Source organism: Idiomarina aminovorans (assembly GCF_023155095.1).
Lineage (GTDB): Bacteria > Pseudomonadota > Gammaproteobacteria > Enterobacterales > Alteromonadaceae > Idiomarina > Idiomarina aminovorans.
The window spans coordinates 58,309-75,611 of sequence record NZ_JAKNDA010000001.1 but is presented as its reverse complement, the minus strand read 5'-3'; the positions used below and the strand labels follow the sequence as shown (position 1 = coordinate 75,611).

The 17,303-nt window shown below is 47.9% G+C and carries 20 protein-coding genes; 6 read left to right on the top strand and 14 right to left on the bottom strand.

Annotated elements, in window-relative coordinates:
• Positions 1-63 precede the first annotated feature (63 nt).
• Together L8G48_RS00420 and L8G48_RS00415 are read left to right on the top strand one after the other, a co-directional pair.
• Positions 64-1,710 (top strand): flagellar hook-length control protein FliK, encoded by a 1,647-nt coding sequence (locus tag L8G48_RS00420; RefSeq protein WP_248262647.1) that lies wholly within the window; start codon positions 64-66, stop codon positions 1,708-1,710.
• Entirely contained in the window at positions 1,707-1,988 is a 282-nt protein-coding gene (locus tag L8G48_RS00415) for an EscU/YscU/HrcU family type III secretion system export apparatus switch protein (protein WP_248262646.1), read from the top strand. The genes L8G48_RS00420 and L8G48_RS00415 overlap by 4 nt, the downstream gene beginning before the upstream one ends.
• 7 nt (positions 1,989-1,995) lie before the next feature.
• Here L8G48_RS00415 and L8G48_RS00410 read toward each other — a convergent pair whose 3' ends face one another.
• From L8G48_RS00410 to flhA, 12 genes are read right to left on the bottom strand one after another with little or no spacing between them, the layout of a single operon-like run.
• Entirely contained in the window at positions 1,996-2,445 is a 450-nt protein-coding gene (locus tag L8G48_RS00410; protein WP_248262645.1) for a DUF2802 domain-containing protein, read from the bottom strand.
• A complete protein-coding gene (locus L8G48_RS00405; protein ID WP_248262644.1) occupies positions 2,446-2,949 on the bottom strand; it encodes a chemotaxis protein CheW in 504 nt (167 codons plus the stop codon). It lies immediately after the preceding gene.
• 21 nt (positions 2,950-2,970) lie between these two features.
• Complete coding sequence (locus L8G48_RS00400) at positions 2,971-3,792, bottom strand: chemotaxis protein CheW (protein ID WP_248262643.1); 822 nt, start codon at positions 3,790-3,792, stop codon at positions 2,971-2,973.
• 2 nt (positions 3,793-3,794) lie between these two features.
• Positions 3,795-4,571 (bottom strand): ParA family protein, encoded by a 777-nt coding sequence (locus tag L8G48_RS00395; protein WP_248262642.1) that lies wholly within the window; start codon positions 4,569-4,571, stop codon positions 3,795-3,797.
• Positions 4,572-4,583: 12 nt separating this feature from the next.
• Entirely contained in the window at positions 4,584-5,744 is a 1,161-nt protein-coding gene (locus L8G48_RS00390; protein ID WP_248262641.1) for a protein-glutamate methylesterase/protein-glutamine glutaminase, read from the bottom strand.
• 15 nt (positions 5,745-5,759) lie between these two features.
• Positions 5,760-7,904 (bottom strand): chemotaxis protein CheA, encoded by a 2,145-nt coding sequence (locus L8G48_RS00385; RefSeq protein ID WP_248262640.1) that lies wholly within the window; start codon positions 7,902-7,904, stop codon positions 5,760-5,762.
• A 13-nt stretch (positions 7,905-7,917) separates the two neighbouring features.
• Positions 7,918-8,670: a protein phosphatase CheZ gene (locus L8G48_RS00380; RefSeq protein WP_248262639.1), complete on the bottom strand. Its 753-nt coding sequence runs from the start codon at positions 8,668-8,670 to the stop codon at positions 7,918-7,920.
• Positions 8,671-8,683: 13 nt separating this feature from the next.
• Complete coding sequence (cheY, locus tag L8G48_RS00375; protein WP_248262638.1) at positions 8,684-9,067, bottom strand: chemotaxis response regulator CheY; 384 nt, start codon at positions 9,065-9,067, stop codon at positions 8,684-8,686.
• 37 nt (positions 9,068-9,104) lie between these two features.
• Entirely contained in the window at positions 9,105-9,830 is a 726-nt protein-coding gene (locus tag L8G48_RS00370) for an RNA polymerase sigma factor FliA (protein WP_248262637.1), read from the bottom strand.
• The gene (locus tag L8G48_RS00365; protein ID WP_248262636.1) at positions 9,823-10,695 is read right to left on the bottom strand and encodes a MinD/ParA family protein; all 873 of its coding nucleotides are present in this window, start codon (positions 10,693-10,695) and stop codon (positions 9,823-9,825) included. The genes L8G48_RS00370 and L8G48_RS00365 overlap by 8 nt, the downstream gene beginning before the upstream one ends.
• Before the next feature lie 57 nt (positions 10,696-10,752).
• A complete protein-coding gene (gene flhF / locus L8G48_RS00360) occupies positions 10,753-12,087 on the bottom strand; it encodes a flagellar biosynthesis GTPase FlhF (protein ID WP_248262635.1) in 1,335 nt (444 codons plus the stop codon).
• A 12-nt stretch (positions 12,088-12,099) separates the two neighbouring features.
• The gene (gene flhA, locus L8G48_RS00355; protein ID WP_248262634.1) at positions 12,100-14,253 is read right to left on the bottom strand and encodes a flagellar biosynthesis protein FlhA; all 2,154 of its coding nucleotides are present in this window, start codon (positions 14,251-14,253) and stop codon (positions 12,100-12,102) included.
• A 168-nt stretch (positions 14,254-14,421) separates the two neighbouring features.
• Here flhA and L8G48_RS00350 point away from each other — a divergent pair, with 168 nt between their 5' ends.
• Genes L8G48_RS00350 through L8G48_RS00335 form a run of 4 tightly spaced genes read left to right on the top strand, consistent with a single transcriptional unit; the run spans position 14,422 to position 15,870 of the window.
• Positions 14,422-14,838 (top strand): prepilin-type N-terminal cleavage/methylation domain-containing protein, encoded by a 417-nt coding sequence (locus L8G48_RS00350; RefSeq protein ID WP_248262633.1) that lies wholly within the window; start codon positions 14,422-14,424, stop codon positions 14,836-14,838.
• Positions 14,832-15,332, top strand: coding sequence for a prepilin-type N-terminal cleavage/methylation domain-containing protein (locus L8G48_RS00345; protein ID WP_248262632.1), 501 nt, complete (start codon positions 14,832-14,834; stop codon positions 15,330-15,332). Before L8G48_RS00350 ends, L8G48_RS00345 begins: the two co-directional genes overlap by 7 nt.
• Before the next feature lie 18 nt (positions 15,333-15,350).
• Positions 15,351-15,545, top strand: coding sequence for a Type II secretion pathway-like protein (locus L8G48_RS00340; protein ID WP_248262631.1), 195 nt, complete (start codon positions 15,351-15,353; stop codon positions 15,543-15,545).
• Positions 15,526-15,870 (top strand): Type II secretion pathway-like protein, encoded by a 345-nt coding sequence (locus tag L8G48_RS00335; RefSeq protein WP_248262630.1) that lies wholly within the window; start codon positions 15,526-15,528, stop codon positions 15,868-15,870. The genes L8G48_RS00340 and L8G48_RS00335 overlap by 20 nt, the downstream gene beginning before the upstream one ends.
• A 5-nt stretch (positions 15,871-15,875) precedes the next feature.
• Here L8G48_RS00335 and ispH read toward each other — a convergent pair whose 3' ends face one another.
• Both ispH and fkpB read right to left on the bottom strand, forming a co-directional pair.
• The gene (gene ispH, locus L8G48_RS00330; protein ID WP_248263319.1) at positions 15,876-16,820 is read right to left on the bottom strand and encodes a 4-hydroxy-3-methylbut-2-enyl diphosphate reductase; all 945 of its coding nucleotides are present in this window, start codon (positions 16,818-16,820) and stop codon (positions 15,876-15,878) included.
• 36 nt (positions 16,821-16,856) lie between these two features.
• Entirely contained in the window at positions 16,857-17,297 is a 441-nt protein-coding gene (fkpB, locus tag L8G48_RS00325; RefSeq protein ID WP_282444447.1) for an FKBP-type peptidyl-prolyl cis-trans isomerase, read from the bottom strand.
• Positions 17,298-17,303: the final 6 nt, after the last annotated feature.

Here is a 17,303-nt window from a genome sequence, read left to right as displayed (position 1 = left end):
GGAACCTTACTGGTAAGCTGACGCAACTGCCCACGATTCTACCATAAAAATTAGGTAAAGCGCATGGCTGATATCAAGCAACTGTTACAACAAATGATAGCGTCTCCGGAACGAACCTTAGCTCGTGCCGAACAGCAACAATTATCCAGCCTCATGCGAATTTTTACCGGTACGGTCAATACTCCGCAGTCCAGCAATTTATTGACTGGCTCAGCCCAGTCGAACCAACAAAGCCAGGCAGCTCAAACGCCGACCAACTCGGCCCCTTTAATTCAGCAAAACACCGCAAAATTAATGTCAACGTTATTGATCCAAATCAGTTTACCAGTAACGTATGAGCCTGCTAAAGGTCAGCAACCGCCGCGTATTCAGGGAAATAACTGGCAATGGCCCAATCCCCCCCAAAAGATGCAGCCGCCGTTAACGACATTGAGTAAACTGCAGCTTACTATCACCCAGCCGGATCCCAAGCTACCGGTTGTACAATTAAGCCTTAGAGCCGGTCATGCCAAACCAGTTGCCGTAGCAGAGCTTCCGTTAACGCAGTTGCCGGCCAAACTGGTTAAAGCCTTTGTTGAGCAAGGACGTGTTGCTACTGCGCCGTTGCCGGCACCGCCAAAAGCGCCACCGGCTCCATGGGAAGAAACGGTAAAACCAGATAAACCGCAGACTCCTCAGCCAGGCCAGTCGGCTCAACCAACGAAACAGCCCTCCATTCCTGTGGCAAGTGGGCTGGCCATAAAGCAAACTCAGCAAATAACGCCCAAGCAATTTCAACAAGCACTGCAAAGTTTCATTCCTGAGAGCATTAGGCCTAAGCCCGTTTCGGCCAGCCTTGTTGAAGGAGTACAGCAAGCACCGGGGCGACTGTCCACTAATGCTGCCCGGGAAGCTTTGCAATCGCCGCCTAAAGCTCTGCAGCAGCTTTTAGTTAAGGTATTGCAGCAGATGCCTGCAGCGGAATCGATGCAACGTCCGCAAGCGCTACAAAGCTGGGTCAGCGATTGGTTTGCAGCGCGCCCGGTCAGTTCGCAATCCAGCCAACAAATGAGCGGACTGGGGCAAATGCTGATGACGCTATTAGGGTTGGCAATGCAAAAGCCCGAAGCAGCAGCCAGCAGCCCGGCTTCCAGAACGTTACCTAATCAGTTCACTCAGGCCTTGATTCAACAGGTATTGAATCCGGCTCCTGAAAACGCAGGAGAAGTCCGCGAGCGAATAAATGCTTTGCTGCAACAATTGCCTCAGCAGCAATTACAGCGATTATTGCAACTTTTCACTAGCATTTTAAACTCAGCCCAAAGCAGCCAGGCCAGACTGCAGGACTCGCCACCTCAGCAACCCGAATATTACATTCTGCTACCGGCCGATTCGCAAAAGCCTCAGCAACATGAGCTGCTCATTCGTAGAGAACAAGAAAGCAGCAATAAAGAGAACAATGGCCGAACCTTGTGGCTATTTACACTTCGTTTTGAGTTGGAAAGCACAGGCCCGCTGCTGGTGAAAGGACGCTACCACCCACAAGGTTCTTCAATTGATTTTTATACCGAAACAAAAGCAGCGCAGAAAGTTGTTGAGGGCAATGTACAGAAACTTGAAAAAAGGCTGGAAGAGCTAAAGGTTAATAGCGTTAAATTGAGAGTCCAGCAAGGCAAAATTCCGGATAATCTGGCACAACAACACAGCGGTATCATCCGGGTGACAGTATGAGTGATAAAAAAGAAAAACAAGCTATTGGTCTGTCTTACGACGGCTTTAATGCCCCCAAAGTTATTGCCCGGGGGTTTGATGAGCTTGCTGAAGAAATTATTGCGATAGCCAAAGAGCATGGCGTATTAGTGCATGAAGATCCCCTGTTATCAGATTCACTGGCAAAACTGAATGTGGGTGATGAGATCCCCAGAGAGTTGTATATTATTATTGCTGAAATTATCGCTTTTGCTTACTTGTTGGATGGCAGATTCCCCCGACAATGGGAGGAAGGTTAACACGCGCCTAAGCGCCTTTTTTATGCAGAGAAATAAGCAACTCCGCTTCAGCCTGCGGTAGATCGCACTCCTGCATGAGCTCATCGACACGGGCTCCGCTGGCAACTAATTTAGCAGCCCGTTGATACAATTTACTGCCCGGATCCTGCTCTGCGACTTCCTGTAACCTCTGCTGCAATTGTTGCTGTTCATCATTTAATTGAGCAACTTGCTGCTGTAATTGCGCAACAACCTGTTGTTGCGCAAAATCAGGCTTTACTGACAACTCAGGCTGTTGCTTGAACTGCTCTCGTAAAGCCAACACTTCGCTGGCTGTTTCTGTCAACATTAGCAAACGCTGCTGCTGGCGTTCAATTAATTCAGCCTGCCGCCGCGACGTTATAACCACCGCCACTAAAGCAATGAGCGCCAGCCCAAAAGCCAGCGCTGAAATTACAAATAACCCGTTCGTCATCATTTAACTTAAACGGGAAATCTCATCCCACTCTTCGTCAGTCAGCATCTTATCCAAATCAACCAGAATTAACAGCTCATCATCACGATTACTGACTCCCTGAATAAAACGGGCGCTTTCCTCAGTACCGACATTCGGCGCACTATCAATTTCTGAGGTTTTCAGATAAACAACTTCAGCTACGCTATCAACCAGTATGCCAATCACCTGTTGTTCAGATTCGATGATCACTATACGAGCGTTATCAGTGATTTCTGTTGTCTGTAAACCAAAACGCAGGCAGGTATCAATAACCGTAACCACGTTACCGCGCAAATTAATAATGCCTAAAACATAGCTAGGCGCACCCGGTACCGGAGCAATTTCGCTGTAGCGCAGAACTTCCTGAACCTGCATTACATTGATACCGTAAGTTTCCTGTTCCAGCTGGAAAGTGACCCACTGTAGAACTTCGTCATTATTATCAACGTCAGTTTCATTCTTGATAGCGCGATTGTCTTTACTCATGTCTTACTCCGCCAAGCGTTATTAATTCTGCTGGATATGTCCCAGACCTTTATCCAGAAGTGTAATCAATGCGTTAACATCGAGCAATGCACACATTCTGTCACGGACAACCCCGGCTAGCCAGGGTCGTTTATTATTCGTCTCTTTACGCCATTGAATCGATTGCGGCTGCAACGGCTCGCTAGTCACTAACTCTTCACACAATAAACCCCAGGGGCTGTCATTCAATGTAATCAAATACTGATATTCCAGGCTTTCTTCCAGCTCTGGCGTACATTTTTCCGGCATCACCCAGCGAGCAGTATCAACCACCTGTAGCTTATTGTCCCGCTCGGTCATAATACCCCGAAACCATTCTGGCTTACCCATCAAAGAGCTCATTTTACCCAGTTGATGAATACCGCCTAAACTCTTTAGCGGTACCGCCAAAGTTAACCCGGCGACTTTAAAATACAGAGCCTGAAAGTCCTGTTCCATATACTCAGACATAGCGTCCGGCAAAGACTCTTCAGGTACATCAACCGCCTCAGAAGTTGCTATTACGGTTTCCTCTTCAACTTCAACGTCTACGACTTCTGAAGTGTCTACTGCAGCTTGCTGAACAGTTTCAACCTCTGGCTCTTTATAGATATCGTCCGCTTTTACAGAAACTAAAGGTAATAAATCCCGGTCGCGGTTTAAACTCACCGTCTCTTTCTGAGCGACCGCCTGAATCTTTGGAGCTGCTTGTTCAAGTAAACGCTTAACCGGCTCATTATCAAACTCAACCGTTTGTTCCTCGACCAATAAGGCATCGAGATACTCTGCCATGGCGGCTTCACTGTGGTCGCGTTTAGTATTCATAATCAACCTGCTGCCAGTTGCTGTAAATTGGTCAGTAATGACTGATAAGCCAATACGCCCCGCGACTTCGGTGCGTAAACGTTAGGTGGTTGCTGCTCATTAGAGGCATCCCGGAATTTTGTATCTATCGGGATCATGCCATTCCAGACCCTGCGGCCATAGCGCGCAATGAGTTTTTTATACGTCTGTAAAGAGGCGTTGGTCCGTTTATCATAAAGCGTTGGAATGATCGTATAAGCGTAGTTTTCGCCGCGCGACTTATGAATAAGAGTCAGCGTGCGCATCATACGCTCCAGACCTTTAAGCGCCAGAAATTCCGTTTGAACAGGAATAAGTACCCGTTGGCAGCAGGCAAGTGCATTGACCATAAGAACCCCTAACACCGGCGGAACATCGATCAATACATAATCGAAATCATCAGCCACCATTGCCAGGCCGCGCTTTAATACCAGACCCATGCCCCCCTGAGTTCCCAGCTTACGATCCAGGGTTGCTAATGCCATCGTTGCAGGCATAACACTCAGGTCTTTAAATTCGGTTTGCAGAATACTCTGCTTTATTAAATTAGCAGTGACGGCTTTACCTGAACTAAAAACATCAAATGAACTGCTTTCAAGCTCTTCTGAATCTATACCAAAATAATAGGTCAATGATGCATGCGGATCAGTATCAATACAGAGAACCCGCTTACCCTGTTCAGCCAGAAGGCCTGCCAGCGCGACGGTTGTAGTAGTCTTACCGACCCCACCTTTTTGATTAGCTACTGTCCATACGATCATTCACTCATCCTGCTACAAGCCGCTGTAACCGACTTCTTTCATAATCGCCCGGGGCATTCCTTCAAGACTGATACTGCGGGTAGAAATTCCCGCCAGAGTCACTGCCTGAGGCATACCATAAACAACACAACTGTCCTGATCCTGAGCCCAGATAGTAGCTCCCTGATCTTTCAGCATACGGGCACCTTCACGGCCGTCAGCACCCATTCCGGTCAGAATAACGCCAAACACTTTACCCATATAACATTTAGATAAGCTGCCAAACGTTAAATCTACACTGGGCTTGTACGTTATACGTTCGCTGGTATCGTCTTTTATCCGTAATCGGCCACTTCCGGCCCGCCCTTCAACCATCATTTGTTTGCCACCCGGCGCTAAATAAGCCGTGCCGGCTTTCAATGCCTCACCGTCCTCAGCTTCTTTCACATGCACCTGACACAAACCATCAAGGCGCTGCGCAAAGGCTTTGGTAAAAGCAGCCGGCATATGCTGCACCATCACAATGGGGTACGGAAAATTTGCCGGCAATTGTGTGAGTATCTTTTGCAATGCTACAGGGCCACCGGTTGAAGTCCCTAACGCCAATAGTTGATAGGACCGGTTAACCGTTAACGCACCCGCCGAAGTTGCCGTTCTCGCATGACTCTCGCGCTGGCTTTGCAATTCGTTATTACGCTGACGAATACGATCCAGTGCAGAGGTCGGCTCAGAGCTTCGTTCCGGTTGCTTTGGAGCCGGCGTTGGTGACGATGGTCGTGCACGAGTTTTGCTAATCGGCTGGCGCGCAATTGCCAGCACTCTATCTTGTAAGGTTTTCACCGCTTCGTCGCGGTTGCGGGCTATATCTTCAAATTTTTTCGGAAGAAAGTCCACCGCACCAGCTTCCATCGCTTGCAGCGTAGCCGTCGCACCTTCGTGAGTTAGTGAACTGAACATCAAGATAGGACAAGGGTTGCTGCCCATTATCGCTTTAACGGCATCAATACCGTTCATTACCGGCATTTCAATGTCCATGGTAATAACGTCTGGCTTAAGACTACGACTTTGCGCAACAGCTTCTTCACCATCGTTAGCGGTACCAATCACCTTAATGTTGGTATTGTGTTCCAAAATCTCAGTCACCCGGCGTCTGAAAAACGCCGAGTCGTCTACCACGAGAACTTTTACTGTCATGAACGGTGCATCCGGTTATCGTTTTGCGTAATACTTAAGCATGCTCGGTACGTCTACTATCAAAGCAATACCACCATCACTGGTAATAGTTGCTCCGGCCATTCCCGGTGTACCCTGCAATAACTTATCCAATGGTTTTATAACCACTTCTTCCTGACCAACCAGTGCGTTCACCACAAAGCCAACTTGTTGGTTTCCTGTTTGCACAACCACCACATGCCCCTCTTCTTTACGGCTCGAGCCATCATGATTTCGAACCAACCATTTTTCTAAGAAGAACAGAGGAATTGCACGGTTACGTACAATCAGTGTGAGCTGGCCATCAACGGTGTTGGTGCGTTTCATATCCAGGTCGATAATTTCGCTGACAACCGCCAGAGGTAACGCAAATGCCTGATCTCTTACCGCCACCATCAGTGTTGGCAGTATCGCTAACGTTAACGGTACTTTAATCAGCAATTCAGTACCTTTACCCAGCTCTGACTGAATTTTGACGCTACCGTTAAGCTGAGCAATTTTAGTTTTAACCACATCCATACCAACACCACGACCTGAAATGTCCGACACGGCCTCTTTGGTTGAGAAGCCAGCCGCAAAAATCAAGTTATAAGCGTCTTCATCACTTAAACGCGCTGCAGAATCGGTGTCCAGAATACCTTTACTAATGGCAATACCTTTGAGTTTCTCTGCATCCATACCCGCACCATCGTCTTTAATCGATAGCATGATATGGTCACCTTCCTGCGAAGCCGATAAAGTAACGGTTCCGGCACGGGATTTACCGTTTGCTTCACGCTCGTCAGGCATTTCAATGCCATGATCCACAGAGTTACGGACCAAATGCACCAAAGGATCGGCTAGCGCTTCAACCAAGTTTTTATCAAGGTCAGTATCTTCACCATACATCTCAAGGTTTATTTCTTTCTTCAGGCTGCGAGCCAAATCACGCACAACCCGGGGAAAACGACCAAAGACTTTCTTAATGGGCTGCATACGAGTCTTCATCACCGCGCCCTGTAAGTCTCCGGTGACAACATCCAGGTTAGAAATGGCCTTCCCCATTTCGGCACTGTCTGATTCATCAGAATTACTCAGGCTGAGCAGCCGGTTACGTACTAAAACCAGCTCGCCTACCATGTTCATAATTTCATCTAAACGTTTGGTATCAACCCGGACCGTTGTTTCGGCTGGCGGAGGGGCCGGTGCAGCCGGTTTTTTATCGGGCGCTTTTGCCCCGGCTGGCTTATTCTCTGATTTTGCCTTAGGTTCTGGTTTCGGTTCTGGCTGCGGCTTTTCCTCTGGCTTTTTCTTTGGCGTTTCTTTTGCCGGGGTTTCATTCGCTGGTTTATCATCTTTAGGCGTCGGCGCTTTGCCACTGCCATGCAATTCATCCAGCAATGACTCAAATTCGTCATCCGTAATTTCGTCGTCTTTTGTTGGTTCCTTTTGCTTTTCCTGGGCTTTTTCGGCACTTTGAGGCGCCTTGCCGCTACCGTGCAATTCATCCAGTAATGATTCGAACTCGTTGTCTGTTATTTCATCGCTGTCATCATTATTGGCTGGTTTATCCGCTTTGGCTTCACTTTCTTCTTTTTTACCGGGTCCGTGCCCTTCACCATGCAACTCGTCCAGTAAAGCTTCAAACTCATCATCCTGAATTTCATCGATGCTTTCGCTGCTGTCTGCGGCTTCAGAGGTCGGTTCTGGTTCTGGTTCTGGTTCTGATTTGGCTTCCGGTTCAGGCGCTTTAACAGGCTCTTCATCTTCCGATTCGGGCTGACTGAGCTTATGCAGTAATTCCAGCAGCTCAGGCGATGCAGCTTCAGGATCTTCTTTAGCGCGCACCTGCGTAAACTGGACATTGATGGTATCCAGCGCCTGCAAAATAACGTCCATTAAATCGGAAGTAACAGTACGTTGGCCATTACGCAGGGTGTCGAATACGTTCTCCGCACCATGGCAAGTATCAACCAAAGCACCCAACGATAGAAAGCCTGCGCCACCTTTTACCGTATGGAAACCACGGAAAATAGCATTCAACAGGTCTTTGTTGTTTGGATCATTCTCCAGTTCAACTAGCTGTTCAGATAATTGCTCGAGTATTTCTCCGGCCTCGATCAAAAAATCCTGCAGAATGTCTTCGTCCATATCAAAGCTCATACGACTGATGCTCCTAGAAACCTAAACTGGACAACAAATCGTCCACTTCGTCTTGTCCGCCAACCACATCATTACGCTGGTCAGCGTCTATGATTGGGCCTTCAGCAACCCCTGCCTCTTTTTCATCAGGTGCAGAGGCTGCTTTCTCTGCGTTGCGACGCTCTTCTTCTTTTCCGAATATCTTAAGTAATTCGATGAGATTCTTTTCAACGTCCTCGACTAACTGAATCACCCGACGAATAACTTGCCCGGTTATATCCTGGAAGTCCTGCGCCATAAGTACTTCAGTCATCAGTCCATGCACCTGAGGCATGTTTTCACCGCAACCCTTAAGTACGTCATCGACCTGATGGCATAAAGACTTGAATTCATTTAACTCAATATCGTTACTCATCAATCGATTCCAGGCCGGCATCACTTTCTCAACTCTCTGCTGCATATCGTCTGCAAGAGGCAGGCAAGCTTCTACCGCATCCATCGTTCGGTTCGCAGCATCTTCGGTTTTTTCGATCACATACAGCAAACGGTTCTGCGCGTCGGGAAGATCATCTTCCATCATTTGCACAATGCGGGGATCGACCTGAAAGTCCTGAAGCGCATCGTGAAGATCCCGTGTCAACTGGCCTACAGAAGTAAACAACTTGTCATTTCGACGGTTGTAAACATCTTCCAGTAATTGGTTAGCCTGTTGCTGTTTCCCGTCTTCAAGCAAGGCTACGAGTTCCTTAGCTTGCTCCAGAGAAAGATCATGGGCGTTATCCGACATAGTCATTCGCCCTTTAGCTGATTCGTTCGAAAATCTTGTCGAGTTTTTCTTTCAGGGTTACAGCTGTAAACGGTTTCACAATATAACCATTGACGCCGGCCTGAGCCGCCATAATGATCTGTTCTCGTTTAGCTTCAGCCGTTACCATTAAGATCGGCAAGTGCGCCAGGTTATCGTCCTTGCGAATTTCCTTCAGCAAGTCGATTCCCTGCATACCCGGCATATTCCAGTCGGTTACGACAAAGTCGAAATCACCGTTCTGCAACATGGGTAATGCTGTATTACCGTCATCAGCTTCCTGTATATTGGTAAAACCAAGATCACGAAGTAAGTTCTTAATGATTCGTCTCATTGTAGAAAAGTCATCCACAACAAGAATTTTCATATTTTTATCCAAAGCACCCTCCACTGAGGCTCTCGATTACCACCAAAGTTTATTCAACCCAATTTTGCATTCGCGACTTCAGTCGCAACATTGCCTGACTGTGAATCTGACTGACACGTGATTCACTCACGCTCAGCACTTCACCTATCTCTTTTAAATTTAATTCTTCATCATAGTACAACGAAAGCACTAAAGCTTCACGCTCTGGTAACGAAGATATTGTCGAAACCAGGGCTTTATGAAAAGCTGCGTTCTCAACATCTTTTTGTGGTTCATAAGCTGAACCCGTTACCTGCTCTGGCATTAACGCATCTTCCGACACGCCTAAATCTTCAATACCAACAATTCGTCCAGAGCTGACATCCCGCAAAATATGGTGGTATTCATCCATACCCATATTAAGTTTCGCGACCACTTCTGTATCTTTTGCGTCTCGTCCGGTTTCGTTTTCAACCTGACGAATGGCTTCTAACACACGCCTGTGGTTACGGTGTACCGAACGTGGGGCCCAGTCGCCACGACGAATTTCATCCAGCATCGAACCACGAATTCGAATGCCGGCAAAAGTTTCAAAACTGGCGCCTTTACTGTTATCAAAGTTGCGCGCAGCTTCTAATAAACCAATCATACCAGCCTGGATCAAATCATCCACTTGCACACTGGCTGGTAATCTAGCCATCATGTGGTGTGCAATACGCTTAACCAGTCCGGTATGCTGTTCGATAATAGCATTCCGGTTGTCAGCATTGGCGGCATAAACGGCAGCTTTATTCATTGGCAACATCCCGCTTACTGTCTTTATCGGCAGAAGTTATCAATTGTTCAAGAAAAAATTCTAAATGACCGCCAGCTTGTGCCGGAACAGGCCAGTCAATTGCTTTTTTAGCCAGCGCTTTTATTGCTAACGAAGCTGGTGATTTCGGGTAAGCCATTACAAAAGCTTGTTGTTTTCTTACGGCTAAACGCAGGTTTTCGTCGAAAGGTATAATTGCCGACAGCTCCAAAGCAACGTCTAAGAACCGGTCGGTTACTTTCGTTAACTTATTAAACAGTACCTGCCCGTCACGCATATTGCGCACCATATTGGCAACCACTTTAAATTTAAACAAGCCTTGTTCACGGCTTAATACTTTAATGAGTGCGTAAGCATCGGTAATAGATGTGGGTTCATCACAGACTACCACCAAAACATCCTGCGAGGCGCGGGCAAAACTCACAACGGTATTACCAATACCGGCTGCAGTATCCACAATTAGGGTATCGTAATCGCTTTGCAACTGGCTGAAAGCTCTAATTAAGCCAGCGTGTTCAGATTCGCTGAGATCCACCATAGAACGGGTACCCGACGTTGCCGGAACAATTTTTATTCCAGCCGGGCCCTCAATCAAAATGTCTTCCAGTTCACATTGACCACTCAACACATGAGAAAGGTTGCGCTCAACACGCAAACCGAGCATGACATCCACGTTAGCCAGGCCTAAATCGGCGTCCAGCACTAACACTCGTTTGCCCTGTTTTGCCATTGCAATAGCCATGTTCAGTGACACATTGGTTTTACCCACGCCACCTTTACCTCCGGTTACCGCAATCACTTTTACTTTTGATTGTTTCATTCTTCGCAGACCGTTTGCTTGATCCATCGGGCGTATCTCTTTTTATGACTATATTGACAACAGCTTCCTATTAAATCGGCTCATTCAGCGAGAAAACGCCGCATTCCAATATGATTTTGGCACGTCTGACACTGAGGGACAAATGCTTTTATCAAGCAAGCGCTCCGCCTCGGCAACCATGAAGTTGGCATCGGCTACCCGAATGTCTTCGGGCACTTGTTGGCCATTGGTTAAATAACCAACTGGCAGGCCGTGTTCAATGGCTACACTGATACTTTCTCCCAAACTCAGGCATTCATCCAGTTTGGTAAAAATACATCCGGATAATGGTAATTTTTTGAATTGCTTAACCGCATCCATCAGTACTTGACTCTGCGATGTCGCGGAGAGTACCAAATAAGGACGAATTCGTAAGCGCGAGTTCTGAATAAGCTGACTCAACTGATCGCTCAGACGCTTATCGCGCTGGCTCATACCGGCGGTATCAATCAAAATTAAACTCTTCTGACGCAGCGCCAGTAAAGCATCTGCCAGTTCCTGCGCGTTTTTAGCAACTTTTACCGGACAACCTATTATACGACCATAGGTCTGCAATTGCTCACTCGCCCCAATACGGAAGGTATCCGTAGTAATTAATGCCACTTTATCTGCGCCATGGCGCTGTGCATAACGAGCGGCAAGTTTTGCAATGGTCGTTGTTTTACCAACGCCGGTCGGGCCCACTAAGGCAACCGCACCACCGCGTGTCAAAATATCGTCGGAAGTGGTATTAAGCTGACCCTCTAATAAATGTAAGGTCTGCTCCCAGGCTTCATCATCTGAACCGCCTTCGGGAATAAAGCAGGCAATCTGATCCGCCACCCGTTCACTCAGGCCCATAGCTATTAAGCGGTTCATCAACATAGCACGGGTGGGTTCTTCGCGATCCATTTCCTGCTTCATCAAACCACTTAACTGATGTTCCAGTAACTGGCGAATGCCATTAACCTGCGAGCGCAGTTCAGCAATGGCCTGGGAGTCGTCCGCTGCCGGTGCATTCATTTGTTCAGGGAATATATCCTGGTTTAACTGAGTGTTCGCGAATTCTGATGGTTCTGGTTTCGGTTCAGGTCGACGCGTCGGCTCTGCAACAGCTTCTGTTGTTTCAGTTGGTGCAGAGGGCTCGGCCTGCGCCTGGCGCTGTAACAGCTCCTGCAAAGATTCAGCGGGCACTTCCGGTGTTTGCGATGCTGTATGTTCGTTCGTTGTTTGCTCAGACATCGGCTGTTCCTGCTGCGCATCGGGATCGATGGCAGCAACCAGCTCAACACCACCGTTCACTTTCTTATTAGACAAAATAATAGCATCGGCCCCTAAGGTTTCTTTGACCTGCTGCAACCCACGGCGCATATCTTCGGCAAAAAAGCGTTTAATCTTCACAAGCGACTCCCGTTACTCTTGTGTGGCAGTTTGTTCACCACCGTTTTGTTGTCCACCAATTGAGCTGACAATACGAATTTGTTTATCATCCGGCACTTCCTGGTAGGACAACACCCGCATACCCTCGGTAGCGTGACGCGCAAAACGCGCCATGGTTGACCGCAGAAGCCCGGAGGTCAGCAGCACTGAAGGTTCACCATTCATTTCCTGCTGCTGATGCACTTCGCGTAATGACTGTTGCAGACGTTCGGCTAAACCCGGTTCGATTCCGGCGCCTTGCTGATTCCCGTCATTACCCGCCATTTGCAATGACTGATGCAACATCTGTTCCAACTCTGGTGCCAAAGTTATGACAGGCAATTCTGCGGCCCCTTCAGCAATATCCTGGACAATTAAACGGCGCAACGAAATTCTGACTGCGGCGGTTAACACTTCGGGGTCCTGACTGCGGCCCGCGTATTCAACTAATGTCTGCACTATGGTGCGCATATCGCGAATGGCGATACCCTCATCCAGTAAGTTCTGCAGTACTTTTACAAAGTTACCCAAGGACAGAAGATCCGGCACTAACCCTTCAACCAGTTTAGGATGAGTGCGACCCAAGCGATCCAGAAGCTCTTGCGCCTCTTCATGACCCAATAACTGAGACGCGTGATTTGTCACTATCTGGCTTAAGTGTGTTGCTACGACTGTCGCAGCGTCAACCACCGTATAGCCTAAGGTTTGTGCGTGTTCACGTTGTTCCGGGCGGATCCAGACCGCATCCAGACCAAAAGCAGGATCGGTTGTTTTCTCACCGTCTAACTCACCGAATACCTGACCCGGATTAATCGCCATTTCCCAGTCGTGACGAATTTCAGCCTCCCCCATGGTCACCCCCATTAACGTAATGCGGTAACTGTTCGGGCCTAAATCGAGGTTATCCCGAATATGTACGGCGGGTACCAGAAAACCAAACTCCTGAGACTGCTTCTTACGCACGCCTTTTATCCGGGACAGCAGCTCCCCGCCCTGTTGCTTATCCACCAACGGAATCAGGCGATAGCCGACTTCCAGACCAATGGTATCGACATGGCGCACGTCGTCCCAGCTCAGCTCTTTTTGCTGTGCTTGCTGAACTTGCTGTTCTTGTTCTTTCTCGACCAGTTCGCCTTCTTCGGTTTTTGACTTTTTCAGTTTGAAATAAGCAGCGCCGGCCAACACCGCTGACATGCTTAAAAACGCCAGGTGCGGCATGCCGGGAATAACGCCCATAGCAAATAACACAGAACTGGTAATTACCAAGACTTTAGGGTTTTCCAGCAGCTGCAACACAACTGCATCGCCCATGTCTTTACTGTCGTTTTCGCGAGTGATGATAATGGCGGTTGCAACCGACAGTAATAGTGAGGGAATTTGCGCGACCAGGCCGTCACCAATGGTTAACAGCGTATAAACTTCAACAGCCTCATTAAACGTCAGCCCGTACTGGATCATACCAATCAGCAACCCGCCAATAATGTTAATAAAGAGGATTAAGATACCGGCTATGGCGTCACCCTTAACAAACTTACTGGCACCATCCATAGAGCCGTAAAAGTCCGCTTCGCGGGTTACATCGCCGCGCCGGGTTTTGGCTTCTTCCTGGTTAATCAGGCCAGCGTTAAGGTCCGCATCAATCGCCATTTGTTTACCCGGCATGGCGTCCAGGGTAAAGCGTGCCGTGACTTCTGAAATACGGCCGGCACCTTTGGTGATAACCACAAAGTTAATAATAACCAGAATGGCAAACACCACCAGACCCACTGTGTAGTTACCGCCAATAACCACGCTGCCAAAGGCTTCAATTACCGAGCCTGCAGCGCCGGGGCCGTTGTGCCCTTCCAGCAACACGATACGCGTTGAGGCAACATTCAAACTCAGGCGCAAAACCGTAGCGATAAGCAATACCGTGGGAAATGCGGCAAAATCGAGTGGACGTTGGGTGTAAACCGCCACCAGCATAACCACCAGTGACAAGGTAATTGAAAACGAGAACAAAATATCCAGCACCATGGCCGGAATCGGCAACACAATCATCGCCAGAATAGCCATAATAGCCAAAGGTGTTCCGAAACCTTTGATCAGATGCACGTTGTTCTGCGTGAAATTTCTAAAATTTACTAACTTTTCGGCACCGCCCGCCATACGTCTTCCTGTTGCGTCAAAAAGTTGAACCTGCGGTGTTTTATTCAAGAATCGAGCCAGCTTTTAGTTAATGCAACGATTGTCACACACAGTCTTAAGATTGAGCTTACAGACGCGAGTTTACGCACCGCTATACTTTGCAATTATTCATTCATCGGTTGGAATATTATGCGTGGTTATTCGCTTATTGAACTGATTATTGCATTGGCAATTAGTGCTATTCTGGGCACATTTTCTTTGCCTATATTTCATCAGCAAACCGCTTCTTTGCTGTTGCAACAGGAAACGAGTCGCTGGTTAGCTTATTTGCAGCAAGTACAGGCTAAATCCAGACGCAATCAAAACAATATTGAAGTTGATTGGCAGGCGTTACAAAGTGCCGTCAGTGACTACGGGTTAGTGGCAGAGTCTACTTACAGTCTTGCCTCACCGCTGACCTTTTATGGGGAATCGGCAACCGCAAACCCCGGTCATATCAGGCTAATAAGTGGTGAGCGACAAGTTAAGCTCATCATTAGCAGTGTCGGGCGTATCCGCGGTTGCTCAAGTCATGGATCTTCTCTGCCGGGAATACCAATATGCTGAGTATGTCCGAGCGTGGAAGCAGTCTGGTTGAGGTTTTGATTGCTTCGGCTATCGGCGCGTTGGTTGTACTGGCTATGCAACAGCAGCTGCAATGGCAGACCGCAATAAAATACCAGAAAGTTCCCCGAGCCAACTTTTTAATGGGCGCTCAAAACACGGCCAATCAATTTTTAGAAAGACTGAAAGAAACACAAATAGCCGATATTTCAAACCCTCAAAGCGCCTGTTATTTATTTACGCAACACCGTGGTGGTTCCGTTGGTTTCAGAGTCAAAGATAAACAACTGCAATACAACCCAATGACGCTTGACTGCGCTGGTTATGGTTGGCAGTCACTGACCAACAAGTCGCAGTTTAAAGTCGCTCAGCTTAGCGCGGAGCCTTATATGCCTGAATCTGCCACAGCGCTGGCAAAACTGTTCGTCACTCTTACCGTCAGTAAAGACGAACACACTACAATCCTGAAGCGCTTAATCACAATCGCACCCGGTTGAACAAAAAAGGAACCAACAATGAAGGCGAACGGATTCGCTTTAATACTAACACTAGTGACATTAATAAGTCTGAGCTCAGCCAGTTTAGTGGCTTTGCTATTTTACGCACAAATGGTGGAAGCTCAGCAGCAACATCAATGGCTACAACTTTCTCAACAACTTCAGCAAGACTTTGAAGCACAACGGTTGGCGTATGAACAAGCACAGCAATAGCGGTTTTTCACTGGTTGAAGTCCTGGCCTGCTCGGCCTTATTTGGACTCTGGGCCATAACCAGCATGCAGCTTTTACAAACCAGTTTATCTGCAGTTGATAGCGCCTACCAAAAGGCACAGGCCGTAGAGGTATTAATGGCATACGTAAGCGATGCCCAAAAAGCATGGTCTCAAGGGAATCCCCCTGACCTCTCAACCACTACCGGACCGTTTGATTTAACAGCAGAACTGACTTCTGTTGACCCAGATAACGCGATAACTGAAGTGACAGTCTCTTGGAGCAATGAACAGGAACTGAAACAAAGGTTTTGGCTTGTTCGTTAATAGCTTTAAACCGCCGGGTGTGGCCTGAGTTCCGGTGGAATTGAAAACGTAATATTTTCCTCTCTACCACTGAGTTCAATAGCGGTCTTCCCACCCCACTCCTGAAGTTTAGCAATAACTTCCTGAACCAAGACTTCGGGTGCAGAGGCTCCGGCTGTTACAGCAACCTTTTCGCGCCCTTCCAACCACGCTTTGTCGATGCAGTTCGCATCGTCAATCAAGTAAGCCGGGGTGTCCATTTTCTCTGAAAGCTCGCGCAAGCGGTTTGAATTTGAACTGTTACGGGCACCCACCACTAACATCACATCAGCATCACTGGCTAACTCACGCACAGCGTCCTGGCGGTTTTGGGTGGCGTAGCAAATATCGTCTTTGCGCGGACCATTAATCTCGGGGAACTTTTTCCGTAAGTCATCAATAACATCCGCGGTGTCATCAACTGACAAGGTTGTCTGGCTCATGTAATGCAGGTTTTTCGGGTCTTTCACTTCGAGATTAGCGACATCTTCCGGCGACTCCACCAAATAAATACCGCCTTCCGTATTTTTATACTGCCCCATCGTGCCTTCCACTTCAGGGTGCCCGGCATGACCAATCAAAATACATTCATGGCCTTTGCGGCTGGCACGCGTCACTTCCATATGCACTTTGGTTACTAAGGGACAGGTCGCATCAAATACCCGCAAACCACGATCTTTGGCTTCCTGGCGCACCGCTTGCGAAACACCATGCGCACTAAAAATAACAATTTGGTCATCGGGTACTTCGTGCAACTCTTCCACAAAAACCGCACCGGCTTCGCGCAGTTTGCTAACCACATATTTGTTATGAACCACTTCGTGACGCACATAAATCGGCGGCTCAAATATTTCTAAAGCCCGCTCAACAATAGTAATTGCGCGATCAACGCCTGCACAAAAGCCACGTGGGTTCGCCAACAAAATTTGCATCATTTCCTCCTGCGCTCAGCCCGGTTCAGTGACCCGTTAAGGCTCAACACTAATAATCTCGACGGCGAAAACTACCGTTTGCCCGGACAATGGATGATTAAAGTCAATGGTCACTGTTGGACCTTCAATTTTACGAACAATTCCGGGTAAATCTGTACCGTCCGGTTGGGTGAACGCCAAAATAGCACCCACTTCCGGTTTCGTTTCATCGCTAAACTTGGCCGAGTCCACATAATAATAGTTATCCGGATTAGGCTCACCAAAAGCGTCTTTGGGCTCTAGCCTAAATTCACGATCAGCACCTTCGCGCAGACCGACCAGGCAAGCTTCAAAGTTTTCCGTCAGGCTGCCGTCGCCCATACGGAATTTAGCCGGCTTGCCCGACATTTTGGTACTGTCCGCAACCGAACCATCGGTTAGTTTTATCGTGAAGTGCATGACCACTTCGCGCCCGTGCTCAATAGGTAAACGACTCAAAAGAAA